The following is a 22,973-nucleotide window of genomic DNA, read 5'->3' on the forward strand; positions in this document are numbered from 1 at the left end:
AACAACACTACCCTGCCAAGGACACGACAACAATGACCGCTTTTTCCGAACGCCCGGTGTGGGCGATGGCCTTTCGGCCGTTTTATCTGCTTTCCGCGCTTTATGCCGCGGTTTCCGTTTTGCTGTGGGGCTTCGGCTACCAGGGCACTTCCGTTTTACCGAGTTTTTACTGGCACGCCCATGAAATGATCTGGGGTTATGCCGGTGCGGTGGTGGTCGCCTTTTTGCTGACCGCCGTCGCCACCTGGACCAAGCAGCCGCCGGTGCACGGGCGTTTTCTGATTGTGCTGACCGCGCTGTGGCTGGCGGCGCGGGTGCTGGCCTTTGTGCCGCGCCATTGGGCGCTGGCCGCTTCCGGCGTGTGCGGCACGCTGTTTTACTGGCTCTCGGCCTACGGCATGGGCGATGCGGTATGGAAAAGCCGCAGCACCCGCAACTACATCGCCGTGGCCGCGCTGTTTATGCTCGGCGCCACCCACGGCCTGTTCCACCTGTTCCTTCACCCGATCGACGGCGCCGTGCTGCACAACGGGCTGATTTCCGGCCTGATTATGGTGGCCGGCTTTATCGGCCTGGTCGGCAACCGCATCATTTCGTTCTTCACTTCGCGCCGCCTGAACGTAGAGCAGGTGCAAAGCCCGATGTGGCTGATGCTCTCGACGCTGGTGCTGCCGATGCTGATCGCCCCGCTGCTGTTTCTTCAGGCTGCCTGGCCGTTTTTGAAACCGGTGGTCGGCGTGCTCGCCATCGCGCTGGGCATCATCAATATCATCCAGTCGGTGCGCTGGTTCGACAAAGGCGTGCTGCGCGAACCGATGCTGTGGGTGCTGCATATCGGCTACGCCTTTACCGCGCTGGGGCTGCTGTTTATGGGCATCGGCCGCTTCTACAGCCAAACACAGAGCCTCGGCGTGCACCTGCTGGCGGTGGGCGGCATCGGCCTGCTGACCATCGGCATGATGACCCGCACCGCGCTCGGCCACACCGCCCGCCCGCTCTATCCGGTGCCCAAAGGGCTGGGGCTGGCGTTCTGGCTGATGGTGGCCGCCAGCCTGATGCGCGCGCTGGCGGCGGTGATGCTGTATGTGCATCCCACCGCCTACCTGCACAGCTACCGCTGCTCGGCGGTGCTGTTTGCGGCGTCCATGCTGATTTTCTTCTTCCGCTACCTGCCCTGGCTGCTGCGTCCGCGTTTGGACGGCAAACCCGGCTAAGCCCCTTTTCGCCATCCCCAAGGCAGCCTGAAAACTTTTCAGGCTGCCTTTTTGCCGTTTTTTCCGTGCCAATCGGCCTTTCAGGCTGCCTGCCGCAATAATCGCCGCCATCAGCAATGCAAAACGCAAACGCGGAAGTACTTGCAACGCGCAGCAAAACGCAATACCCTGAAGCGGCAGGCAGAATTTCTCTGCCGGCAGTTTGCGGCGGCAGCCGCCCAACCCACAGGAGAAACATCATGGCTAAAAATCTGAATGTGTTCGACAAAGAATACGGCTTGCTGATCAACGGCGAATGGACCAAACCGGCCAATCTGCTGGAATCCTACAACCCCGCCACCGGCGAAGTGCTGGCCAAATTTACCGATGCCAGCGAAGCCGACGTCGATGCCGCCGTCAAAGCCGCGCAGGAAGCCTTTAAAAGCTGGAAAAACAGCACCGCCGCCGAGCGCGCCGCGCTGCTGATTAAAATCGCCGAAGTCATCGAAGAAAACCTCGAACTCTTCGCCCTGCAGGAAACGCTGGACAACGGCAAACCCATCCGCGAAACCCGCGCCGCCGACATCGCCCTGTCTGCCGACCATTTCCGCTATTTCGCCGGCGTCATCCGCGGCGAAGAAGGCACCGCCAACCAGCTTGACCAGGAAGACCTGTCCATCGTGCTGCGCGAACCCATCGGCGTGGTCGGCCAAATCATTCCGTGGAACTTCCCCTTCCTGATGGCCGCCTGGAAAATCGCCCCCGCGCTGGCCGCCGGCTGCACCATCGTCATCCACCCCTCGTCCAGCACCTCGCTGAGCCTGCTCTCTTTCGCCCAGAAAGTGAACCACCTGCTGCCCAAAGGCGTACTCAACATCATCACCGGCCGCGGCAGCAAGTCCGGCGAATACATGCTGCGCCACAAAGGCTTCAGCAAGCTCGCCTTTACCGGCTCCACCGAAGTCGGCCGCCACATCGGCATCGCCGCCGCCGAGATGCTGATTCCCGCCACGCTGGAACTGGGCGGCAAATCGGCCAATATCTTCTTTGACGACATGCCCTTTGACAAAGCCCTCGAAGGCGCGCAAAAAGGCATTCTGTTCAACCAAGGCCAGGTGTGCTGCGCCGGCTCGCGCATCTTCGTGCAGGAAGGCATTTACGATAAATTCGTTGCCGCGCTGGCCGAAGAGTTCAAAAAAGTCAAAGTCGGCCTGCCGTGGGAAGACGACACCCAGATGGGCGCCCAAGTGAGTGCCGGCCAGCTCGACACCATTTTGAAATACATCAAAATCGGCGAACAGGAAGGCTGCCGCATCATCACCGGCGGCAAAAAGGTTGAAGGCGAATTGGGTAAAGGCGAATTTATCGAACCCACCCTAATCGAAGCCAAAGACAACACCGCCCGCGTGGCGCAGGAAGAAATCTTCGGCCCGGTGGCCACCGTAATCAAATTCAAAACCGAAGAAGAAGTTATCGCCATGGCCAACGACAGCGACTACGGCCTGGGCGGTGCGGTGTGGAGCCGCGACATCAACCGCTGCCTGCGCGTTTCCCGCGCGCTGGAAACCGGCCGCGTGTGGATCAATTGCTACAACCGTCTGCCCGCCGGCGCGCCCTTTGGCGGCTACAAAACTTCCGGCATCGGCCGCGAAACCCACAAAATGATGCTCGGCGCCTACACCCAGGTGAAAAACATCTACATCAGCACCCGCGAAGAGCGCGAAGGCATGTATTGACCGCCTGAGCGCGATTTAAGCGCCGTTGCCGACACCAAAGCAGCCTGAAAACCATTTTCAGGCTGCTTTTTTGCCGTTTTGCCGCACTATCCGGCTTTCAGGCTGCCTGTAAGGTTGTCTGAAACAGCGTTTCTCCCCTTCCCTGCGCCTCAAGCGCGGGGGGAGCCGGGGTAGGGGTGGCAGTTCGCAGAACTGCTTTAGCGGCACAAGCCCCTGCCCTAGCCTTTCCCCACAAGCGGGAACAAGGCTGCCCTGCCGTTTTCAGGCTGCTTTTCAGACGGCATCACAGGCAGCCTGAAACGCAACTTCGGGCAAATCCAAAAAAGCAGCCTGAAAACCATGTTGGCGGTTTTCAGGCTGCTTTTGGGCAGTTTTAAAAAACATATGCGACGCTAGGGTGTGTTGACATTCGGCTTGCGAAGTGGTTTTTTGAGTAAAAAATGCCCGAATGCAAGGAAAAAAGCACAGCAAGGTTGGGCACCTTGCGAGCATTTTTGACGCGGCAGGCGAGTATTTTTTGCCCAAAACACCACCGCAACGCTGAGTGTCAACACACCCTAAGGCTGGGTACTAAAAGCAGCCTGAAAACGGCGGCCGTCGGCATCCCATTCGACGATCCAGTCATGGCGGCCGGCAACGCAGAAGGGCAGGCGGGCGTTGTCGAGCTGCCAGCGGCCGCTGCCGTTGCGCACCAAATCAAAGCGGTTGAACCCCATGTCCATGCCGTCCATGCGGAAAGACGCGCTGACGCTGCCGATGTTGTCGGGCACGCCCTCGGCGCGGATGGCAAACGGCGCTTTGCCGTCGCCCACGCCTTCAAGACGAAAACGGGCGCTGCCGAGAAAGGGGCAGCCGCCGGCTTCGACGCGGCAGGCGGCCACCGGCTGGGCGGCAGCTTCGGCGCTGCGGCTGTTCTGCCACCACAGCACGGCGGCGGTTTTCACGCCGGCAAAGGCCAGCAGCAGCACGGCCACCGCAATGGCTTGTTTGGAAAGGATAAAGGACATTTCAGGCAGCCTGAAAACCTGTCTGCCGTCTTTGGCACGGCGAACCTTGCACGCGAGACGGCAAACAGGTTTGGAAAAAACAAAATGCGGGAAAACGGTTAATCAGCCGCCAAAGAAGGCGGGAAAACGCCCGCCGGCTCGGCAGACGACGGGCGCGGGCGGGGACGGTTTATTTGAAAACGATGCCGTATTTTTTCAGCACGGCGGCCAACACGGCGTGTTTGGGGTCTTTCTGCCAGCCTTCGCGCCATACTTCGCGGGCGCGCTCTTTTTGCTCCAGCGCCCAATAAGCCTCGCCCAAATGGGCGGCAACTTCGGGGTCTTTTTTGTTGCGGTAGGCGTATTCCAGATAGGGCAGCGCGTTTTCGGCATCGCCTTTTTTGAAGTAAGCCCAGCCCATACTGTCGTTGATTTCCACGCTGTCGGGACGCTGGCGGTAGGCGCTCTGGATCAGCTTGAAGGCTTCGTCCACATTGCCCGTGCCACTTTCGAGCAGGGTGTAACCGAGCGAGTTTTGCGCTTCGGCGCTGCCGGGGTTGAGTTCGAGATTGCGGCGGAAATCGGCGATGGCTTTGGCGTTTTGCTTGAGCTTGTCGCTGTAAATCAGGCCGCGCTGCAGCAGCAGCATGCCCAGATAGCGGTTGCGCTCGGTGCCTGGGCGGCTGCGCTCGGCCTGGGCAATCAGGGCGCCCAGCGTCTGCACGGCCTGCGCCGGCGGCTGCGATTCGCTGACGGCGGAGATATAGGCACCGTCCAAGTCTTTGGCTTCAAAGAAACGGCCGCTCTTTTCGGGCATTTTCTTGGCCTGCTGCACCAGCAGTTTGACGCGCGGCCACTGTTTTTGCGAGCCGGCCAGATTGGCCAGCAGCACGGCGCGGTCGAAACGGTATTCGCGGTTGGTGATTTTTTTCGCCCATTTTTCCGCCTCAACATAGCGGTCTTCGCCCCACAGCATGGTCGAAGCCAGCAGCGCAGCACGGGATTTTTCTTCGTCGGTGCCGCTCTGGTAGGCTTTTTCGATATAGCCCAGCACGGTGTTCATCGGGCTTTTGCGCTCTTTGGCCAAACCGGCAGCCTGAAGATAAAGCTGGGCGCTGGGCGCGTCGCCCAGCAGCTTTTGCAGGCGGCGGTTGGCTTTGGCGTAATCGCCGCTGCGGGTCAGCACGTCCACTTCCAGCAGACGCCATTCGCGTTTCAGTTCCTGCTTTTCCGCGCCGTCGAAAAACTTTTTGAACGGCTCGCCGTTGATGCGCGCCACGGCATCGATCACGGCAAACAGCGCCGGCGGCACGTCAAGCGCGGACAGCTTTTTCAAATCCGCCGCCGCCTGCTCTTTGCCTTTGGCATCGCTGTGAAACAGCAGATCGGCAATCAGCGCCTCGGGCAGGGTGTCGTAACGGCTGACGGTTTTGGCAACGGCATCGCCGCCTTTGGCCAGCAGGTCGGGATTGGCGGCACCCATCTGCGTCAGCAGCACAAAAAGTTTCGGCCGCCGCTCTTCACCGGCCTCTTCCATCACCTGCGGCATACCGGCCAGCACGGTGCCCCACTCGCCTTGCGAGAGCGCGTGGATCCAAGTCAGACGGCGGTGCTCCGGCGTGGCTTCCGGTTTGGTTTCCAGCCATTTTTTGTACACCGCGTCGGCCACCGGATAGGCGCGCACGGAAATCGACAATTCCATCGCCCGCTCGGCCACTTGCGGGTCGTGGGTTTCGCGCAGCACGTGCAGATAGGTGCCGATGGCGCTGGTGATGTCGCCTTTGTTCAGCGCGATTTCGGCCGACAGCAGCGCAAACAGATATTGGGTGTGATCGACAATCGCACCGCGCCGCGCCACTTCCGCCTCCTTTTCCTCTTCGGAATAGCGGATTTTTACCGACGGCCGGTAAACCTTCTCGCCGCTATCGGCAGTTTGGGCTTTCAGGCTGCCTGAAAACGCCAGCAGCAGCATCAGGCAGGCAGGTTTCAAATATCGGCGGGAAGCAGGCATGGGCATATCCTCACAAGGGCTCGGCGAAAAAGGCGCTACTTTAACATAAGCCGCAGCCGTCGCCACCATCGCCGGCAAAAGCAGCCTGAAAAGTCTTTCCACCCCGCCGCCAAGCGCACCGCGGTTTCTTCCCCGCCCGCCGCGCTTGTTACAATAAGAGCACGGCAGGCAGCCTGAAACTTTGTTTCGCGCGTTTTTTGGCTTTCAGGCTGCCTGTACCGTCCGTATCGATGCAAATCCGAAAGCAGCCTGAAAACCGTTTTTGCTTTTGCCCGCGCCATTTATTCAGAAAGAAAACCATGCCCGAACTGCCGGAAGTCGAAACCGTGCTGCGCGGCGTTGCGCCGCATATCGAAGGACGCACCGTCGCCGCCGTTACCGTGCGCCAGGCCAAGCTGCGCCAGCCTGTTCCTGAAACACTCGGCGCCACGCTGGCCGGCGAAACGGTGCTCGAATGCAGTCGCCGCGCCAAATACCTGCTGATCCGTTTTGCCACCGGCGTGCTGCTGATCCATCTGGGCATGTCGGGCAGCCTGAAAATCCTGCTGCCCGATGCGCCGCACCCCGAGCCGCAAAAGCACGACCATCTGGACATCGCCTTTAGCGACGGCACCGTGCTGCGCTACCGCGACCCGCGCCGTTTCGGCCTGGTGCTGTGGTTTGCCGGCGCCGCCGAACACCACCCGTTGCTCGCCGCGCTGGGGCCGGAGCCGCTGACGGACGACTTTGACGGCAGCTATCTGCACCGGCGCCTAAGCAGCCTGAAACGGCCGGTCAAAACCGCGCTGATGGACAACGCCGTGGTCGTCGGCGTCGGCAACATCTACGCCAACGAAAGCCTGTTTGCCGCCGGCATCCGCCCCGACCGCGCCGCCCATTCCTTAAGCGCCGAAGAATGCGCGACGCTGGCCAGCTGCATCAAAACCGTGCTCGAGCGCGCCATCGCCGCCGGCGGCAGCACCCTGCGCGACTTCACCGACAGCAGCGGCCACAGCGGCTATTTCCAGCAGGAATACGCCGTTTACGGCCGCCAGGGGCAGGTCTGCCCGCGCTGCGGCGGCCATATCGAAAAAACCGTACTCGGCCAGCGCGGCACTTTTTTCTGCGCCGGCTGCCAGCATTAAACGGGCAGCCTGAAACGCAGCGGCAAAGCACTCAGCCGTCTTCCAAACGTCAAAAGCAGCCTGAAACCCTTTTAGGCTGCCTGAAAAACCACGCAAAACTTGCCCGCCGCAAACGCACGGACTATAATGCGCGGCTTTGCCAACCTTGCCTTCACGCGCCCGCATGGCTGAAGGCTGTTTTTAAACCGTAAGGAGACAACATGCGTCATTATGAGATCGTGTTTATCGTTCATCCTGACCAGAGCGAGCAAGTGCCTGCGATGATCGAACGCTACAAAACCCTGATCAGCGAAAACCAGGGCAACATCCACCGCTTGGAAGACTGGGGCCGCCGCCAGCTGGCCTACCCCATCAACAAAATCCACAAAGCGCACTATGTTCTGATGAACATCGAAACCACCCCCGCCGTTTTGGAAGAGCTGGAAACCGCCTTCCGCTTCAACGACGCGGTACTGCGCCATCTGACCATCCAGAAGAAAGCCGCCGTTACCGAGGCTTCTCCGATGATGAAAGAAGAAAAATCCAAAAACCTGCTGAGCGGCGAAACCACAGCTCCCGCTTCTGCTGAAAGCGCAGAATCCTGATTTGGAAAATACTTTCCGTCTGAGCGCGGTTTTGCACAAAGTCGGCGCCCTGCGCTACACCCCCGCCGGCGTGCCGGTGCTGGATGTGGTGCTCAGCCACGAATCTTGGCAGCAGGACAACGGCTCGCCCTATCTGGCCAAATTCGAACTGGCCGGCAAAATCATCGGCTCGGACGCCCAAGCATGGCAGCACCGCGAGGGCGAACAGGTGGACGTGGCGGGATTTCTCGCCCAACGCAGCCTGAAAACCCATTATCCCGTGTTGCGCATCCAACATATTCAAACACATAAAGGTTAACGACAATGGCTCGTCAAACATTCAAACGCAGAAAATACTGCCGCTTTACGGCAGAAAAAATCCAAGAAGTGGATTACAAACAGGTTGAATTGCTGAAAGACTTCATCACCGAAAACGGCAAAATCATCCCCGCCCGCATCACCGGCACCAAAGCCCACTACCAGCGCCAGCTGGCCGTAGCCGTGAAACGCGCCCGTTTCTTGGCCTTGCTGCCCTACACCGACCAACACAAATAATCAGGAGTCCGAACCATGCAAATTATCCTTCTGGAAAGAATCGCAGCTTTGGGCAGCCTTGGCGACGTAGTAACCGTGAAAAACGGTTATGCCCGCAACTTTCTGATCCCGCAAGGCAAAGCCAAACGCGCGACCGAAGCCAACCTGAAAGAGTTTGAAGCGCGCCGCGCCGAACTGGAAGCCAAACAGGCAGCGGCTCTGGCCGATGCCCAGGCACGCCAGCAGAAACTCGACGGCCAAACCATTACCATCGCCCAGAAAGCCGGCGTGGACGGCCGTCTGTTCGGTTCCGTAACCAATGCCGACATCGCCGCCGCCATCGTTGCCGCCGGCGTAGAAGCCGTTAAAGCCAACGTCCGCCTGCCGAACGGCCCGCTCAAAGCAGTCGGCGAATACGAAGTGGAAGTGGCGCTGCACGCCGATGCCGTTGCCAACATCACCGTTGCCGTGGTACCTGCCGCCGCCTAATCTGCAGCGCAAACTCAAAAAGCAGCCTGAAAACCTGTCAAAGGGTTTTCAGGCTGCTTTTGTATGGGGCGAAACCGGCACGGGCAAGGCAGCCTGAAAGTTGGGCAGAAGCCCAAATGGCTCCAAACCCAATTACTCCAAATAACGTCATTCCCGCGCAGGCGGGAATCTTGTCGGAACTTCGGCAATGGTTTGTTTCTCCAGATATTATTAAACGCCAAGCCAAGCAAGATTCCCGCCTGCGCGGGGGGTGGCGTAGCGGACTTGCATAAGCTAATGACAGCGTTTTTTCAGGCTGCCTTTCGCAGATTCTGCTTTTCAGGCTGCCCTAGCACAAGCAGAACACCGCCCTAGCCTATGCGCTTAAACGGCGGCAGGCAGGCGAGCATCTGGCGGCCGTACTGCTGGGTTTTGATGCGCGAGTCGAGTATGGTGATGCGGCCGTAGTCCTGCTCGGTGCGGATCAGCCGGCCGACGGCCTGAATCAGCTTGATGCTGGCTTCGGGCACGGTGATTTCGATAAACGGCCGGCCACCGCGCTGCTCGATCCAGCGGCTTTGGGTTTTCTCGATGGGATTGTCGGGCATGGCGAAGGGCAGCTTGGCGATAATCACGTGCACGCAGGCTTCGCCCGGCAGATCCAGGCCTTCGGCAAAGCTGTCGAGCCCGAAAATAATGCTCGGCCGGCCGGCAGAGAGCGCTTCGCGGTGCTGCGCCAGCAGCGAGGCTTTCGACTGCTCGCCCTGCACCAACAGCAGCGGCAGATAGCTTTCAGGCAGCCTGAAAGCCACTTCCTGCATCTGCTTGCGCGAGGAAAACAGCACCAGCGTGCCCACCGCTTCGCTGTCGCTGACGAGCTTGGGCAGCCAGGCGACGATTTCGTCGGTATGGGCGGCGGGGTTTTTCGGGCTGGCCGCCAGCGGCGGCAGATACAGTTCGCCCTGCTTGGCAAAATCAAAGGGGCTTTGCAGCGCCAGCGTGGTGGTTTGCGGCAGCCAGCTTAAGCCGGTTTGGCGCAGCAGCAGATCGAAGCTGCCCAGCGACTGCAAAGTGGCTGATGTCAGCAGCGCGCCTGCCGCCCGCCGCCACAGGCCGTTGGCCAGCGCCGACGCGCTGCTGATGGGGCTGGCGTGGAATACCCAGTCGGCCTTGTCGTCGCGGCGGCAGGCGATCCACTTGGCCAGCGGCGCTTCTTTGTCGTCGCTGCGGGTGGCGGCCAGCAACTCCCACACCGCCGCCACCTGCTCGGCGCGGGCGACGAAAACGCCGAACTCGCTGGCGGTACGGTCGATTTGGGCGGCGTTTTGTTCCTTGTCGCGGCGGGCGGCGGCCAGAGCGTCGCGCAGGCTGCAAACGTGCTTGAGCAACGCCTGCGCACAGATGTGGCTGTTGGACACCAGCGTCTGCAGATGCTCGGGGATTTCGCCGTCTTCCCACAGCCACACGCTTTCACGGCCGTCGCCCTTGTCCTGCAAATCCGGCTCGTCTGTCAGGTGGAACTGCCATTCGTTGAGCGCTTCGAGCAGCCCTTCCGCCGCTTCGTCGGCCAGCATCGCCAATTCGTCCTTGTCGCACAGCGCGGCGATTTTGCTGCTCTGCTGCGGCAGTTTTTCCGCCAGCCACACCGCCTGCAGCCACGAATGCTCGGCGGCAAACTGGTTGAGCGCCTTTTTCGGCAGGTGGTGGGCTTCGTCGATGCAGTAAAAACTGTTTTCCGGCGCCGGCAGAATCACGCCGCCGCCCATATTGATGTCCACCATCAGCAAATCGTGGTTGGTCACCACCACATCGGCCTTGTCCAGCGTGTCGCGCGCCAGATAAAACGGGCATTCGGCGCGGTTTGGGCAGGCGGATTTCAGGCAGCCGTGGTTGTCGTTGCTCACTTTCTGCCACAACGCATCGTCGATTTTGTCCGGCCACTCGTCGCGGTCGCCGTTAAATTCGCGGCGGGCAAAACGCTCGGCGATGTCGTGCAGCAGCGCCAAATCTTCGGGCTTCGGTTTTTTGTCCCACAGCACCGCTGGTGCTTCAAAGCCGGCCAGGCTCTGCTGGGCGTTGTTCTGCGTCAGCTGGTAGAGCCGGTAGGGGCAGAGATAGCGGCCGCGCCCCTTGGCCAGCGCGAAGCTCAATTCCAGCCCGCTGTTGGCCACCACAAAGGGCAAATCACGGCCGACCAGCTGTTCCTGCAGGGCGACGGTGGCGCTGGACACCACCAGCCGCTTGCCGCGTGTCTGCGCCATAATGCCGCCGGCCAACAGATAGGCCAGCGACTTGCCGACGCCGGTCGGCCCCTCCACCACCACAATGCTCTCGCCCTCGCGACGGGGCGCTTCGCCGTTTTCAGGCTGCCCCTGCGCATTTTCGGCAGACAGGGTGCGCGAAAAAGCGTTGGCTACCGCCGCAATCATCTCGCGCTGGGCGGCGCGCGGGCGGAAATTGGGCAGGTTGTCGGCCAGCGTGCGGTAGTGGTCGCGGATGGCGTTTTTTTCGAGTTCGGTGAGCATGGCAAAGTTTTTCAGGCTGCCTGCAACGGCGGCACGGACATCGCGCGCCCCGGCGGCAGGGCGCGTATTTTAGTGCAAGCGCCCGCCGCATGCTGGGATTTTTGGCCGCCCTGCCGGCAGCCTGAAAGCCCCGCAGGCAGCCTAAAACTTTCAGGCTGCCTTTTGCTGTGGCAAAAACGCCGTCCGGCGTGTTTTTCCCGTTGCAAAAGCGCCGTTCGGCCTTATAATCCGCAGCGCGCGGCTTCGCGCTTTTTCACAACCGACAGGAGACATCTATGGCAATCAGTTTGCAAAAAGGCGGCAACGTCAGCTTGAGCAAAGAAGCACCGGGCATGAAAAAAATGCTGATCGGCTTGGGTTGGGACGTGCGCGCCACCGACGGCGCAGCGTTTGACTTGGACGGCAGCGCCTTCCTGCTCAACGCTTCGGGCAAAGTCCGCTCCGATGCCGACTTCATCTTCTACAACCAGACCAAATCGGCCGACGGCTCGGTGGAACACACCGGCGACAACCGCACCGGCGAAGGCGACGGCGACGACGAAAGCATCATCATCAATCTCGACCAGGTTCCTGCCGACGTGGAAAAAATCGCCGTAACCGTAACCATCCACGAAGCCGAGCAGCGCAACCAGAACTTCGGCCAGGTATCCAGCGCCTTTATCCGCTGTGTGAACGCCGACACCAATGTCGAAGTGGCGCGTTTCGACCTATCGGAAGACGCTTCGGTGGAAACCGCGATGATTTTCGGCGAAGTGTACCGCCACAACGGCGAATGGAAATTCCGCGCCATCGGCCAGGGTTTCAAAGGCGGTCTCGGCCCCTTGGCGAAAAACTACGGCGTCAACGTATAAACCTTGAGCCGGCCAAACCCGCAGGCAGCCTGAAACGCTTTTCAGGCTGCCTGTTTCGCGCTGTGCGCCGCCGCGTTCATTACTGTTAAAGGCGGCGCAAAACCGCTATAATCGCGCCGTTTTTTCTTTCACACTGTGAGCCGGATATGGATTTCGACAAAGCCCGTTTTAATATGGTGGAACAGCAGATCCGCCCGTGGGACGTATTGGATTTCGACCTTTTGGACGCGCTGGACAACATCCCGCGCGAAGAGTTCGTCCAGCCCGACCAGCGCGGCTACGCCTATGCCGACACCGCCCTGACCCTGCCCAACGGCAGCATGATGCTGGAGCCGAAAATCGTCGCCCGCATGGTGCAGGGGCTGGAATTGGGCAAAGACGACCGCGTGCTCGAAATCGGCACCGGCTCCGGCTATGCCACCGCCTTACTCGCCACGCTCGGCGGCCGCGTCCACAGCTACGATATGGACGAAACCCAGCTGGATGCCGCCCGCCGCGTGCTAGAAAAACTGGGTTATAAAAACGTCGAACTGCGCCACGGCGACGGCCTGATGAAAAACGGCGAAAGCTACGACGCCATCTACGTTGGCGGCGCCCTGCGCGAGCTGCCCGAAGGCCTGCGCGAGCGCCTGAGCAAAACCGGCCGCATGGTGGTGGTTACCGGCCACGCCCCCGTCCAACGCTGTCGCCTGATCCGCCGCGAAGGCGACAGCTTCAGCGAAAAAGTGCTGTTCGACACCATGACCGCCTATCTCGACGAAAAACGGCCGAAGAAAAAAAGCACCTTTACTTTCTAACGCACGGCAAAGGCAGCCTGAAAAGCGTCTGCCGCTGCCAAACCCCAGAAAAAAGGATAACGATATGCGCCGCTTCCTTTTTCTGCCCGCCCTGATGCTTTTGGGCGGCTGCATGTACGCCGAAACGCCCGACGGCCGCGTGGCGGTGCTCGATCTGCCGGTGGAAAGCCGTACCACCGTTAATAAAACCGTCCACGTCCACGCCCCGCCGGGCACCACGGTGATTTATCAGGAAGCGCCGCCGGTGGTTTACCCGCCGCCGCCGCGACGCCACCGCCGTTACCGCTATTGGGATTGAGTGCCCGCACCAACAGTTTTTCAGGCTGCCTGAAACATCAGGGCAGCCTGAAAACTTTTCCGCCTTTTGAAAGACCCTTATGAGCAGCTATCCCCTATTTATCAGCTGCCCGCGCGGCCTGGAAGCCGTGCTGGCGCAGGAATTGTCCGCGCTCGGCGCCGAAAAAACCGCAGCGCTCGACGGCGGCGTGCGCTGCCAAGGCAGCCTGAAAACCGTGTACCGCATCAACCTGCACGCCCGCACCGCCGGCCGCGTGCTGCTGCAGCTGGCCGCCGGCGGCTACCGCAGCGAGCACGATGTGTACCGTCTCGCCCGCGAAACCGACTGGCCGGCCTGGTTCGACGTCGGCCAGACCTTCAAAGTGCAGATCGAAGGCAAGCGGCCGCGGGTGAAAAGTCTGGAATTTACCGCGCTGAAAGTGAAAGACGCGCTATGCGACCGCTTCCGCGACGCCACGGGCAGCCGCCCCAGCGTCGATAAAGGCGCGCCCGATGTGCGCGTGCATGTGTTTTTAGACGAAGCGCAGGCTCTGCTGTTTGTCGATACCAGCGGCGAAGCGCTGTTCAAACGCGGCTACCGGCGCGAAACCGGCGCTGCGCCGCTGCGCGAAAACCTGGCGGCCGGCCTGCTGCTTCTAGCCGGCTACGACGGCTCGCAGCCCTTTCAAGACCCGTTTTGCGGCAGCGGCACCATCGCCATCGAAGCGGCGTGGATCGCGCAAAACCGCGCCCCCGGCCTGTTGCGCCGCTTCGCTTTCGAGCGGCTGCGCGGCTTCGATTCCGCGCTGTGGCAGCGTTTGCGGACTGAAGCGCAGGATGCCGTCCGCCCCGCGCCGGCGCCGCTAGCCGCTTCTGATATCGACCAGCAGGCGGTGCACCATGCGCTGGCCAATATCGAAGCGGCGCAGTTATCCGACGTCATTGCCGTGCGCCGCGGCGACGCCCTTGCCCAGCGCCCCAACGGCGAAGGCGGCCTGATGCTGTCCAACCCGCCCTACGGCGTGCGGCTGGCGGAAATCCAGGCTCTGCACGCGCTCTATCCGCAGCTCGGAAGCTGGCTCAAGCAGCATTACGCCGGCTGGCAGATCGGCATGTTCAGCGGCGATCGTGATATGCCCAAACTGATGCGCCTGTCGCCCAAGCGCAAAATCCCGCTCTACAACGGCAAGCTCGACTGCCGCCTGTTTCTGCTGGATATGGTGCAAGGCTCGAACCGCCGCGCCTAAAGTCCGCACCGGAAAGCCAAGCAAAAGGCAGCCTGAAAGTCTCAGGCTGCCTTTTGTTATGCAGATTTTGCCGGGGGCACAGTGCGGATAGTTTTCAGGCTGCCTTGATCCGCAGGCAGCCTGCGTAGTGTAGCGGAGTTGCGAAGCTAAAACGCTAAATCCGCCGTTTCAGCCGTCTTTCCAGTCTGCCAGCCGGATGCGGCTTTTCAAGCCGTAGTAGCTGGCGATGCCGCTGGTGCTGTGGACGATGCGGCCGTTGCGCACCAGCACCACTGTCGGCACCGCGCGCACCTGCCATTGCCGCGCCAGCGTGCCGCTGTCGTTTACCGTGTCGAAATGCCAGCCGTGCCCGGCAAGGTAGCGGCCGATATCGGCATCGCTGCCCGATTGCATGGCAACGCCGATAACCGGCACGCCGTCGGCGCGCAACTGCTCAACGGCCGGCGACGTGCGGCGGCAGATGCCGCACCACGAGCCCCAGAAATACAGCACCAGCGTTTGGCCGCTGCTGCTTTGGCGCAGGGTGGTGTCGCGGCCGGAAAGCGTATGCAGCGGCAGGTCGGCGGCATTGGCGGGCGGGTTGGGACGGCGCCACCAGTCGGCAATCAGGCTGGCGGCAAAGAAAACGGCAAGCCACAGCAGGGCTTTGCCGGTTTTGATGGCAAGGGTTTTGCGGTTCATGGTGTGTTTGGGTTTTCAGGCTGCCTGTCGGCAAACGGCGGCAGCAGCGCGTCTGCATCGCCGTGGGGGCGGGGTTCGTTGATAAAGCGCAGCAGACGGCCGTCTTCAATGGCGGGAAACAGCTCGGCGGCACGGTAGTCCAAGGCAAGATCGCCAGTAAGCACGGTAATTTCTTCTGCCGCCGGCCAGTCGTTTTTCAGCCGCGCATAGGCGGCGGGATCGGTTTGGTGCAGGCCGATCAGGGCGTAGGCTTTGCCGGCCGGATGGCGGGCTTGGGCAAACAGTGCGGTGAAAGCATCAGCGCGGCCGCCGGCCAAGAGTTCGGCAAAAGCCGCCGACTGCGCCGATTCCGTTTCCGACGCTTCACCGCTCAGCCGGCTTTCCAAATACCGGTTTTCCAGCAGCACGGCCGGCGCGGGGGCAGATGCGGCTGCAGCCGCCGTTGCGGTGTGCTCCTGCGTGCAGGCGGACAGCCCCAGCAGCAGGGTGCAGACCAAAGCGGTGTGCTTGTTCTTCATATTCGCGGTTCCTGATTAAAGCAGCCTGAAAAGGTTTTTCAGGCTGCCAACAATAGGGTGGTGCACTTAATTACTCAGCGGCTCGCCGTTGTCCTGCAGCCAGCGGTGGTGCTCGAAATCGTAGCTGTAAAACTCAAACGGCAGCAGCGGGTCTTTGTACAGCAGAAAATGTTTTTGGGTATCTTTTTGATAGCCGTAGCGTATTTCAAAACTTTTGTTTGTATGGAAACCGGCATCGGTTAGGGCTTGGGGATAGCTGCCGTGCTGGGCGTGGTAGCGCTCGATAGCGGCGGCAATGGCAGCCATCTCGCTGCGGGCTTCGCGCTGGTACTGCCAGTTCACGCCGAGAATGAAAACAACGGCAGCCGTCCACGCCGCCAGCCGGAAGCGCTCAAGCCTTTTCGCCTGCGGGTCGCGCCGCGCCTTCCACCATTTCACGGCGCGGGTAATCAGCAGCAGCGGCAGGAAAACCAGCAGCATAAAGCCGAACATCTTCATGGTGAAAAACCAAACGGCCAGACCGATGCAGATTAAGGTTCCGAGATAAGGGCGGTAGTTTTTCATGTTTTCAGGCTGCTTTCGCATGGTTTGCGGTTTGATTCGGTTTAACTGCCACTGCCGTTTTGCGGCGCGCCTTTTTTGACGATGGACAGGCCGGCGGCGACCAGGCTGCCCAGTTCGGCGACATTGGCCGGCATAATCAGGGTGTTGCCTTCTTTGGCGAGCTTGCCGAAGGCGGCGACGTATTGTTCGGCCACTTTCAGATTGACCGCTTCGCTGCCGCCGGGCTGCTGCAGCGCTTCGGCGATTTTGCGGATGGCGTCGGCATTGGCTTCGGCCACCAGCCGCAGCGCTTCGGCTTCGCCCTGCGCGTGGTTGATGCGGGCGACTTTTTCGCCGTTGGATGCGTTGATGGCGGCCTGCGCTTCGCCTTCGGACTGCTGGATGGCGGCTTCGCGCTCGCCGCTGGCCAGGTTGATCTGCTCGATTTTGCGGCCTTCGGATTCGGCGATGCGGGCGCGTTTTTCGCGCTCGGCGGTAATCTGCGCCTGCATGGCGCGCAGGATTTCCTGCGGCGGCACCAGGTCTTTGATTTCGTAGCGCAGCACTTTCACGCCCCACGATACGGCGGCTTCGTCCAGCGCGGCGACAACGATGCGGTTGATTTCGTCGCGCTCTTCAAAGGTTTTGTCCAATTCCATGCGGCCGATCACCGAGCGCAGGGTGGTCTGCGCCAGCTGGGTGATGGCCATGATGTAGTTGCTCGAGCCGTAGGAAGCGAGCTTGGGATCGGTTACTTGGAAATAGATGATGCCGTCCACGGTCAGCTGGGTGTTGTCGCGGGTGATGCACACCTGGCTGGGCACGTCCAGCGGGATTTCTTTGAGCGAGTGGCGGTAGGCCACGCGGTCGAGAAAGGGCAGCAGGGTGTTGAGCCCGGGATTGAGTACGGCGCGGAATTTGCCCAGCCGCTCGATAACGTAGGCTTCCTGCTGCGGCACAACTTTAAACGTTTTGTAGCCGAGAACGATGATGCCGCCCAAAATAACCAAAGGGAGTAACAGTTCCATATCCATGCTCCTGTGTAAAGTGTGAAAAAAAGGAAAACGCGGTTTTCAGGCTGCTTTGCGCCCGGACAGACAGATTTCAGCGCTTGCGAACCAGCAGCACAATGCCTTCTTTGCCGCAGATTTCGGCGCTGCCGCCGGCTTGCAGTTCGGCGGTGCCGGTGTTTTTCGCTTCCCACGGCGCGCCGCGGTAAAACACCCGCCAATGGCCGTTGGGCAGCACAGCTTCCACGCTGACCGGCTGGCCGATGTCCAAATCGTTGCTGTCGGCGGGCTTGTGGGCGCTGCGGTTGCGGTGCACCGCATACACGCCGGCGCCGGACAGCGCGGCAGCCACCACCAGCGCAACCGGAAGCGGAATGCCGAACAGCAGCACCGAGAGCGAAGTGCCCGCCAAGGCGGCGGCCAGCACCAGCAAATACACCGTGCCGACAAACAGCTCGAGCACAAAAACGACGGCGGCGGCAATCATCCAGTAAGACCATTGGGACATGGTATGCTCCTTATCGGGAAGTTTGGGCATCGGAAGGCAGCCTGAAAAGCGTTTTCAGGCTGCCTTCGCTATTGGCTTTCGGCTTCGACTATCTCGAAGCTGTGGCTGACTTTGGCGGCTTTGCCCAGCATGATGGAAGCCGAGCAGTATTTTTCGGCGGACAGCTGCACCGCGCGTTCGGCCTGTTCGGGCTTGACGCCGACGCCGACAATTTTGAAATGGATGCGGATTTCGGTGAACACGCGCGGCACGGTGGGCGCGCGCACGCCTTCGACGGTGGCAATGCAGTCGCGCACGTCCTGGCGCTGCTTTTTCAGGATTTCGACCACATCGATGCTCGAGCAGCCGGCCACGCCCATCAGCAGCATTTCCATCGGGCTGACGCCGCGTTTCAGGCTGCCTGCTTCGCCGCCGCTGCCGTCCATAACTACGCTGTGCCCGCTGCCGTTGCTGGCAACGAAGCAGCGGCCTTCCAGCCATTGACTGCTGATTTTCATCATTTGGTTTTCCTTTCGTGTGTGGTTTCAGAACAGGTTTTTGGGGTTTCAGGCAGTCTGAAAGGGCTGTTCGGCCACCAGGATGCCGTCTTCGTCGCTATAGAGCCAGGCGCCCGGGGTAAAGACGACACCGCCGAAGGCAACGGCGGTATCGGTGGCGCCGCGCCCGTCTTTGGCGCTTTTGCGCGGGTTGGTGCCCAGCGCTTTGACGCCGAAATCCATGCGGCCGATGGCATCGCTGTCGCGGATTACGCCGTAAATCACGGCGCCCGCCCAGCCGTTGCGCGCGGCGGCTTCGGCAATCATGTCGCCCATCAGCGCGCTGTAGCGCAGGCCGCCGCCGTCCACCACCAAAACTTCGCCGTCGGAAGCGGTGTTGGCCAGCTGTTTGACCAGGCCGTTGTCGCTGCGGCATTGCACGGTGCGGATGCGGCCGCAAAAGCGGGTGCGCAGGCCGTAGCTTTTGAAATCGGTTTCGCAGGACGGGGTGTCGGGGGCGATGTCGATCAGATCGGCGGTTGCAAAGTTTTTCATGTCTGTTTCTCCGTGTTTTTCTGATGGTTTTTTGCGCCGGCGGCGCAGCCGGTTTTTCAGGCTGCCTGCATCCGCGCGGCCGGCCAATCTTAACAATTTCCCCGCCGCGAAGCCAGCCTGAAACGCGGCCATGCCGCCACGCCGGCGCCGCGCTTTTTCCCAAGTGATAAAACTTAACGCTTGCGCCTTTGGCTGCTAAAATGACGCGGTTTGGGCAAAGCTGCGGTTTTGCCCGCAACCCAGCAACCAAAGCAAAGGAAAAACACCATGTCTCAATTCGACGTTGTCGTTATCGGCGCCGGCCCCGGCGGATACGTTGCCGCCATCCGTGCCGCCCAACTCGGTTTCAAAACCGCCTGCATCGACGCGGGCGTGAACAAAAAAGGCGACGCCCCCGCATTGGGCGGCACCTGCCTGAACGTCGGCTGTATCCCTTCCAAAGCGCTGCTGCAGTCGAGCGAGCACTTCCACGCCGCGCAGCACGATTTCGCCGAACACGGCATCACCGTCGGCGACGTGAAATTTGATGCCGCCAAAATGATCGAGCGCAAAGACGCGATTGTGACCAAACTCACCGGCGGCATCGCCTTTTTGTTCCAGAAAAACAAAGTTACCAGCCTGCACGGAAAAGGTTCGTTTGTCGGCAAAAACGGCGATCTCTACCAAATCGAAGTCGATAACAAAGGCGAGAAAACCGTCGTCGAAGCCAAAAACGTGATTGTCGCCACCGGCTCCGTGCCGCGCCCGCTGCCGCAGATTGCCATCGACAACAAAAACGTGCTGGACAACGAAGGCGCGCTGAACCTGACCGAAGTGCCGAAAAAACTCGGCATCATCGGTTCTGGCGTGATCGGTTTGGAAATGGGTTCGGTGTGGAAGCGCGTCGGCTCGCAGGTAACCATTCTTGAAGCCGCGCCGACCTTCCTGGCCGCCGCCGACCAGCAAATCGCCAAAGAAGCCTTCAAATACTTCACCAAAGAGCAGGGTCTGTCCATCGAGCTGGGCGTGAAAATCGGCGAAATCAAATCCGATGCCAAAGGCGTTACCGTTGAATTTGAATTGGCAAACGGCGAGAAGAAAACCGAAGTGTTCGACAAACTCATCGTTTCCATCGGCCGCATCCCCAATACCAGCGGCCTGAACGGCGAAGCCGTCGGCTTGGAAAAAGACGAGCGCGGCTTTATCAAAGTGGACGGCGACTGCCGCACCAACCTGCCCAACGTCTGGGCGATCGGCGACGTGGTGCGCGGCCCGATGCTGGCGCACAAAGCCAGCGACGAAGGCGTGGCCGTGGCCGAGCGCATCGCCGGCCAGAAACCGCATATCGACTTCAACAACGTGCCTTTCGTGATTTATACCGACCCCGAAATCGCCTGGGTCGGCAAAACCGAAGAGCAGCTCAAAGCCGAAGGCGTCAAATACAAAAAAGGCACGTCCGGCTTCGGCGCCAACGGTCGCGCGCTCGGTCTGGGCAAAGCCAAAGGCACGGTCAAAGTGCTGGCCGACGCCGAAACCGACCGCATTCTCGGCGTGCACATGGTCGGCCCGATGGTGAGCGAACTGATCGCCGAAGGCGTGGTCGGACTCGAATTCTCCGCCAGCAGCGAAGACATCGCCCGTATCATCCACGCCCACCCGACACTCTCCGAAGTCGTCCACGAAGCCTGCCTGGCCGCCGACAAACGCGCGCTGCACGGCTAAACGCTTATTCCGTTTCGCAACCCACAAAAGCAGCCTGAAAAGTTTTCAGGCTGCTTTTTTTGCCCTGCATGCCCAAACCTGCGCACCATCCGGCACAAAGGCAGCCTGAAAACCGATCGGCCACCGTTTCAGGCTGCCTGTAGCCGGATCAACATCGCAGCGGTTTTGCCGTGCCCAAAGAAAAACCTGCAACTTCGTTACAAAGTTGCAGGTTTAGCGTTTTCAGGCTGCCTGAAAGCGGGTTTACAGCACTTCCAGATCGCTGACGCGCTCGAAGATGTGGGTGGCTTCGTTGCCCTCTTCCCACAGGGTGATGCGCAGGCGCAGGTCGTTGACGGATTCGGCTTGGCGCAGGGCTTCGTCGAAAGTGATGCGGCCTTCGGTGTAGAGCTTGAACAGGTCTTGGTCGAAAGTCTGCATGCCGTCGGTCTCGGCGCGGTTCATCAGCGCCATACATTCCATCAGCTCGCCTTTGAAAATGTGGTCCTGCATGGCGGGGGTGTTGATCATCAAATCGACAATCGCGGTACGGCCGCCGGCTTTAAGGCGGGCAAGACGCTGACCAATAATGCTGACCACGTTCAGCGCCAAGTCCATCAGCACCTGCTGGTGGCGCTCTTCGGGGTAGAAGCCGAGAATACGTTCGATGGCCTGCACGGCGTTGTTGGCGTGGATGGTGAAGAATACCAAGTGGCCGGTTTGCGCCAGCTGCATGGCTTTTTCCATGGTGTGTTCGTTACGCACCTCACCCACGCAGACAACGTCCGGCGCCTGACGCATCGCGGACTGCACGGCCATGTCCCAGCTGTTGGTATCGATACCGAGCTCGCGCTGGGTGAAAATGCTTTTAATCGGCGAATGGATGTACTCGACCGGGTCTTCGATGGTTACGATGTGGCCGGCGGAGTGTTTGTTGCGCCAGTCGAGCATGGCGGCCATCGATGTGGATTTACCGGAACCAGTGGCACCGGCCAGAATAATCAGGCCGCGCGGCTGCATGGCAAGTTCTTTCAAACCTTGCGGCAGCTGCAAATCGTCCACAGTCATGATTTTGGTGGTGATGCGACGCCATACCATGCCCATGCGGCCTTGCTCGTGGTAGGCGTTGACACGGAAACGCACGCCGTCTTTGGAAGTGGCCGAGTAGTTCAGCTCCAATTCTTGGTCGAAACGGGCGCGCTGCTCGGGCGTCATGGTGGAGTACACCAGAATTTGCGTGTCGATATGGGTGAGCGCTTTGAGCGGCACCGGAATCAGCTCGCCGTTGATTTTGAAAGAAGGCGGGAAACCGGTGCTGATAAAGATATCCGAAGCGCCGCGCTTTTCACACTCGGCGGCCATTTTTTCCAGCAGCGGGTGCAGTTTTTCGATCGGACGGAAAGCGGAATGGCCTTCGCCCGCCTCTTCCATCGCGGCCTTTTGGGCAACATAGGTATTGCCCAAACCGGCGGCCTCGGGGGTGATTTTCATCTGGTTCACATAGCCTTCCAACATGGAAGCGACTTGGCCGTGATTGGCTTCTGACATAGCTTGCTCCTCGCTGCGGGTTCAATCAGGAAATCATATCGGGGTTGGCGGATTTGGCGCGGGCGTCGGCCAGCGATACCATGCCGCGGCGTACCAAGTCCTGCAGGCACTGGTCGAGTGTCTGCATACCGTGGTTCTGACCGGTTTGCAGCACCGAGTTCATCTGGGCGATCTTGTTTTCGCGGATCAGGTTGCGCACCGCAGGGGTGGCGACCATGATTTCGTGCGCGGCCACACGGCCTTTGCCGTCTTTGGTTTTCAGCAGGGTTTGGGCGATTACCGCACGCAGCGATTCGGAAAGCATGGAGCGCACCATCTCTTTTTCGCCGGCAGGGAATACGTCGATGATACGGTCGATGGTTTTGGCGGCGCTGGTGGTGTGCAGGGTGGCGAATACCAAGTGGCCGGTTTCGGCAGCGGTCAGCGCCAGGCCGATGGTTTCGGGGTCACGCATCTCACCCACCAGAATCACGTCCGGGTCTTCACGCAGGGCGGAGCGCAGGGCGTTGGCGAAGCTGTGGGTGTGTTCGTGCAGTTCGCGCTGGTTGATCAGGGCTTTTTTGCTCTGGTGCACAAACTCAATCGGGTCTTCGATGGTCAGGATGTGGGCGGGCATGCGGTCGTTGATGTAGTCGATCATCGCCGCCAGCGTGGTGGACTTACCCGAACCGGTCGGACCGGTAACCAGTACCAGACCGCGCGGATATTCGGAAATTTTTTGGAAAATGCGCGGCGCCTTCAATTCCTCCAGCGTCAGCACTTTGCTCGGAATGGTACGGAATACCGCAGCCGGACCGCGTTCGGTATTAAAGGCGTTCACACGGAAACGCGCCACATTGGGCAGTTCGAACGAAAAGTCGGTTTCCAGATTTTGCTGGTAGTTTTTGCGCTGCAAATCGTTCATTACCGAAGCGATCATATTGCCGACTTCTTCCGCGTTCATTTCCGGCAGATTGATGCGGCGGATGTCGCCATTCACACGGATCATCGGCGGCAGGCCGGCCGAGATGTGCAAGTCGGAGGCTTTGTTTTTGACTCCGAACGCCAAGAGGTCGGTAATTTGCATAGACATGGTAAAACAACCTTTACAGAGCTTGAATATAAAGCGGGCATTGTAAAGAAAATCATGCTGTTTGATAAGGG

Annotated in this window: 24 protein-coding genes; 12 read left to right on the forward strand and 12 right to left on the reverse strand. The window is 60.2% G+C overall.

Annotated features, from left to right (window positions below; translation table 11 throughout):
* Nucleotides 1-32: 32 nt before the first annotated feature.
* Together OP500_RS09300 and OP500_RS09305 are read left to right on the forward strand one after the other, a co-directional pair.
* Complete coding sequence (locus OP500_RS09300; protein ID WP_238747664.1) at nt 33-1,214, forward strand: NnrS family protein; 1,182 nt, start codon at nt 33-35, stop codon at nt 1,212-1,214.
* A 239-nt stretch (nt 1,215-1,453) separates the two neighbouring features.
* A complete protein-coding gene (locus OP500_RS09305) occupies nt 1,454-2,929 on the forward strand; it encodes an aldehyde dehydrogenase family protein (protein WP_238747662.1) in 1,476 nt (491 codons plus the stop codon).
* 557 nt (nt 2,930-3,486) lie between these two features.
* Here OP500_RS09305 and OP500_RS09310 read toward each other — a convergent pair.
* A complete protein-coding gene (locus OP500_RS09310; RefSeq protein ID WP_238747660.1) occupies nt 3,487-3,936 on the reverse strand; it encodes a hypothetical protein in 450 nt (149 codons plus the stop codon).
* 169 nt (nt 3,937-4,105) lie between these two features.
* Nucleotides 4,106-5,926, reverse strand: coding sequence for a tetratricopeptide repeat protein (locus OP500_RS09315; RefSeq protein WP_274070777.1), 1,821 nt, complete (start codon nt 5,924-5,926; stop codon nt 4,106-4,108).
* Nucleotides 5,927-6,225: 299 nt separating this feature from the next.
* Here OP500_RS09315 and mutM point away from each other — a divergent pair, with 299 nt between their 5' ends.
* The 5 genes from mutM to rplI all read left to right on the forward strand — a co-directional run bounded on the left by mutM (nt 6,226) and on the right by rplI (nt 8,636).
* Entirely contained in the window at nt 6,226-7,050 is an 825-nt protein-coding gene (gene mutM, locus OP500_RS09320) for a bifunctional DNA-formamidopyrimidine glycosylase/DNA-(apurinic or apyrimidinic site) lyase (protein ID WP_274070778.1), read from the forward strand.
* 200 nt (nt 7,051-7,250) lie between these two features.
* Nucleotides 7,251-7,634, forward strand: a complete 384-nt coding sequence (rpsF, locus tag OP500_RS09325) for a 30S ribosomal protein S6 (RefSeq protein WP_238747654.1) — start codon at nt 7,251-7,253, stop codon at nt 7,632-7,634.
* Nucleotide 7,635: 1 nt separating this feature from the next.
* Nucleotides 7,636-7,932 carry a primosomal replication protein N gene (priB, locus tag OP500_RS09330; protein WP_238747652.1) on the forward strand — a complete coding sequence of 99 codons (297 nt, stop codon included), beginning with the start codon at nt 7,636-7,638 and terminating at the stop codon, nt 7,930-7,932.
* Between the two features lie 5 nt (nt 7,933-7,937).
* On the forward strand, nt 7,938-8,168 hold the full coding sequence (gene rpsR, locus OP500_RS09335; RefSeq protein WP_238747650.1) for a 30S ribosomal protein S18: 231 nt from the start codon (nt 7,938-7,940) through the stop codon (nt 8,166-8,168).
* 15 nt (nt 8,169-8,183) lie between these two features.
* Nucleotides 8,184-8,636 carry a 50S ribosomal protein L9 gene (gene rplI / locus OP500_RS09340; RefSeq protein ID WP_274070779.1) on the forward strand — a complete coding sequence of 151 codons (453 nt, stop codon included), beginning with the start codon at nt 8,184-8,186 and terminating at the stop codon, nt 8,634-8,636.
* A 350-nt stretch (nt 8,637-8,986) separates the two neighbouring features.
* Here rplI and dinG read toward each other — a convergent pair whose 3' ends face one another.
* Nucleotides 8,987-11,140, reverse strand: a complete 2,154-nt coding sequence (gene dinG / locus OP500_RS09345) for an ATP-dependent DNA helicase DinG (protein ID WP_274070780.1) — start codon at nt 11,138-11,140, stop codon at nt 8,987-8,989.
* A gap of 275 nt (nt 11,141-11,415) precedes the next feature.
* Between dinG and OP500_RS09350 the strand changes: the two genes are divergently transcribed.
* From OP500_RS09350 to OP500_RS09365, 4 genes are all read left to right on the forward strand, one after another.
* A complete protein-coding gene (locus OP500_RS09350; RefSeq protein WP_238747645.1) occupies nt 11,416-11,991 on the forward strand; it encodes a TerD family protein in 576 nt (191 codons plus the stop codon).
* A gap of 146 nt (nt 11,992-12,137) precedes the next feature.
* A complete protein-coding gene (locus OP500_RS09355; protein WP_274070781.1) occupies nt 12,138-12,788 on the forward strand; it encodes a protein-L-isoaspartate O-methyltransferase family protein in 651 nt (216 codons plus the stop codon).
* A gap of 64 nt (nt 12,789-12,852) precedes the next feature.
* Nucleotides 12,853-13,086, forward strand: a complete 234-nt coding sequence (locus OP500_RS09360) for a methionine-binding protein (protein WP_274070782.1) — start codon at nt 12,853-12,855, stop codon at nt 13,084-13,086.
* Between the two features lie 79 nt (nt 13,087-13,165).
* Nucleotides 13,166-14,311 (forward strand): THUMP domain-containing class I SAM-dependent RNA methyltransferase, encoded by a 1,146-nt coding sequence (locus tag OP500_RS09365; RefSeq protein WP_274070783.1) that lies wholly within the window; start codon nt 13,166-13,168, stop codon nt 14,309-14,311.
* A 168-nt stretch (nt 14,312-14,479) separates the two neighbouring features.
* Here the strand turns inward: OP500_RS09365 and OP500_RS09370 are convergent, their stop codons facing one another.
* The 7 genes from OP500_RS09370 to rraA form a co-directional block, all read right to left on the reverse strand.
* Entirely contained in the window at nt 14,480-14,992 is a 513-nt protein-coding gene (locus OP500_RS09370; RefSeq protein ID WP_274070784.1) for a protein disulfide oxidoreductase, read from the reverse strand.
* On the reverse strand, nt 14,989-15,510 hold the full coding sequence (locus OP500_RS09375; protein WP_274070785.1) for a hypothetical protein: 522 nt from the start codon (nt 15,508-15,510) through the stop codon (nt 14,989-14,991). Before OP500_RS09375 ends, OP500_RS09370 begins: the two co-directional genes overlap by 4 nt.
* Before the next feature lie 66 nt (nt 15,511-15,576).
* Entirely contained in the window at nt 15,577-16,074 is a 498-nt protein-coding gene (locus tag OP500_RS09380) for a hypothetical protein (protein WP_274070786.1), read from the reverse strand.
* 41 nt (nt 16,075-16,115) lie between these two features.
* The gene (locus OP500_RS09385; RefSeq protein WP_238747633.1) at nt 16,116-17,081 is read right to left on the reverse strand and encodes an SPFH domain-containing protein; all 966 of its coding nucleotides are present in this window, start codon (nt 17,079-17,081) and stop codon (nt 16,116-16,118) included.
* 76 nt (nt 17,082-17,157) lie between these two features.
* Complete coding sequence (locus tag OP500_RS09390; RefSeq protein ID WP_274070787.1) at nt 17,158-17,571, reverse strand: NfeD family protein; 414 nt, start codon at nt 17,569-17,571, stop codon at nt 17,158-17,160.
* A 68-nt stretch (nt 17,572-17,639) separates the two neighbouring features.
* Nucleotides 17,640-18,068 (reverse strand): OsmC family protein, encoded by a 429-nt coding sequence (locus OP500_RS09395; protein ID WP_238747709.1) that lies wholly within the window; start codon nt 18,066-18,068, stop codon nt 17,640-17,642.
* Between the two features lie 48 nt (nt 18,069-18,116).
* Nucleotides 18,117-18,602, reverse strand: a complete 486-nt coding sequence (gene rraA, locus OP500_RS09400) for a ribonuclease E activity regulator RraA (protein ID WP_274070788.1) — start codon at nt 18,600-18,602, stop codon at nt 18,117-18,119.
* 267 nt (nt 18,603-18,869) lie between these two features.
* Here rraA and lpdA point away from each other — a divergent pair, with 267 nt between their 5' ends.
* On the forward strand, nt 18,870-20,303 hold the full coding sequence (lpdA, locus tag OP500_RS09405) for a dihydrolipoyl dehydrogenase (protein WP_274070789.1): 1,434 nt from the start codon (nt 18,870-18,872) through the stop codon (nt 20,301-20,303).
* 243 nt (nt 20,304-20,546) lie between these two features.
* Here lpdA and OP500_RS09410 read toward each other — a convergent pair whose 3' ends face one another.
* On the reverse strand, nt 20,547-21,713 hold the full coding sequence (locus OP500_RS09410; RefSeq protein WP_407659228.1) for a PilT/PilU family type 4a pilus ATPase: 1,167 nt from the start codon (nt 21,711-21,713) through the stop codon (nt 20,547-20,549).
* 142 nt (nt 21,714-21,855) lie between these two features.
* Nucleotides 21,856-22,896 carry a type IV pilus twitching motility protein PilT gene (locus OP500_RS09415; RefSeq protein ID WP_238747707.1) on the reverse strand — a complete coding sequence of 347 codons (1,041 nt, stop codon included), beginning with the start codon at nt 22,894-22,896 and terminating at the stop codon, nt 21,856-21,858.
* Nucleotides 22,897-22,973 lie beyond the last annotated feature (77 nt).

Source organism: Kingella sp. SNUBH-2017, assembly GCF_028680565.1.
Taxonomy (GTDB): Bacteria; Pseudomonadota; Gammaproteobacteria; order Burkholderiales; family Neisseriaceae; genus Kingella_D; species Kingella_D pumchi.

What these genes read in the sequence shown, in the direction of transcription:
- OP500_RS09300 (WP_238747664.1), top strand. Translation starts at nt 33, where the DNA reads ATGACCGCTTTTTCCGAACGCCCGGTGTGGGCGATGGCCTTTCGGCCG.
- OP500_RS09305 (WP_238747662.1), top strand. Translation starts at nt 1,454, where the DNA reads ATGGCTAAAAATCTGAATGTGTTCGACAAAGAATACGGCTTGCTGATC.
- OP500_RS09310 (WP_238747660.1), bottom strand. Translation starts at nt 3,936, where the DNA reads ATGTCCTTTATCCTTTCCAAACAAGCCATTGCGGTGGCCGTGCTGCTG.
- OP500_RS09315 (WP_274070777.1), bottom strand. Translation starts at nt 5,926, where the DNA reads ATGCCTGCTTCCCGCCGATATTTGAAACCTGCCTGCCTGATGCTGCTG.
- mutM (WP_274070778.1), top strand. Translation starts at nt 6,226, where the DNA reads ATGCCCGAACTGCCGGAAGTCGAAACCGTGCTGCGCGGCGTTGCGCCG.
- rpsF (WP_238747654.1), top strand. Translation starts at nt 7,251, where the DNA reads ATGCGTCATTATGAGATCGTGTTTATCGTTCATCCTGACCAGAGCGAG.
- rpsR (WP_238747650.1), top strand. Translation starts at nt 7,938, where the DNA reads ATGGCTCGTCAAACATTCAAACGCAGAAAATACTGCCGCTTTACGGCA.
- rplI (WP_274070779.1), top strand. Translation starts at nt 8,184, where the DNA reads ATGCAAATTATCCTTCTGGAAAGAATCGCAGCTTTGGGCAGCCTTGGC.
- dinG (WP_274070780.1), bottom strand. Translation starts at nt 11,140, where the DNA reads ATGCTCACCGAACTCGAAAAAAACGCCATCCGCGACCACTACCGCACG.
- OP500_RS09350 (WP_238747645.1), top strand. Translation starts at nt 11,416, where the DNA reads ATGGCAATCAGTTTGCAAAAAGGCGGCAACGTCAGCTTGAGCAAAGAA.
- OP500_RS09355 (WP_274070781.1), top strand. Translation starts at nt 12,138, where the DNA reads ATGGATTTCGACAAAGCCCGTTTTAATATGGTGGAACAGCAGATCCGC.
- OP500_RS09360 (WP_274070782.1), top strand. Translation starts at nt 12,853, where the DNA reads ATGCGCCGCTTCCTTTTTCTGCCCGCCCTGATGCTTTTGGGCGGCTGC.
- OP500_RS09365 (WP_274070783.1), top strand. Translation starts at nt 13,166, where the DNA reads ATGAGCAGCTATCCCCTATTTATCAGCTGCCCGCGCGGCCTGGAAGCC.
- OP500_RS09370 (WP_274070784.1), bottom strand. Translation starts at nt 14,992, where the DNA reads ATGAACCGCAAAACCCTTGCCATCAAAACCGGCAAAGCCCTGCTGTGG.
- OP500_RS09375 (WP_274070785.1), bottom strand. Translation starts at nt 15,510, where the DNA reads ATGAAGAACAAGCACACCGCTTTGGTCTGCACCCTGCTGCTGGGGCTG.
- OP500_RS09380 (WP_274070786.1), bottom strand. Translation starts at nt 16,074, where the DNA reads ATGAAAAACTACCGCCCTTATCTCGGAACCTTAATCTGCATCGGTCTG.
- OP500_RS09385 (WP_238747633.1), bottom strand. Translation starts at nt 17,081, where the DNA reads ATGGAACTGTTACTCCCTTTGGTTATTTTGGGCGGCATCATCGTTCTC.
- OP500_RS09390 (WP_274070787.1), bottom strand. Translation starts at nt 17,571, where the DNA reads ATGTCCCAATGGTCTTACTGGATGATTGCCGCCGCCGTCGTTTTTGTG.
- OP500_RS09395 (WP_238747709.1), bottom strand. Translation starts at nt 18,068, where the DNA reads ATGAAAATCAGCAGTCAATGGCTGGAAGGCCGCTGCTTCGTTGCCAGC.
- rraA (WP_274070788.1), bottom strand. Translation starts at nt 18,602, where the DNA reads ATGAAAAACTTTGCAACCGCCGATCTGATCGACATCGCCCCCGACACC.
- lpdA (WP_274070789.1), top strand. Translation starts at nt 18,870, where the DNA reads ATGTCTCAATTCGACGTTGTCGTTATCGGCGCCGGCCCCGGCGGATAC.
- OP500_RS09410 (WP_407659228.1), bottom strand. Translation starts at nt 21,713, where the DNA reads ATGGAAGAGGCGGGCGAAGGCCATTCCGCTTTCCGTCCGATCGAAAAA.
- OP500_RS09415 (WP_238747707.1), bottom strand. Translation starts at nt 22,896, where the DNA reads ATGCAAATTACCGACCTCTTGGCGTTCGGAGTCAAAAACAAAGCCTCC.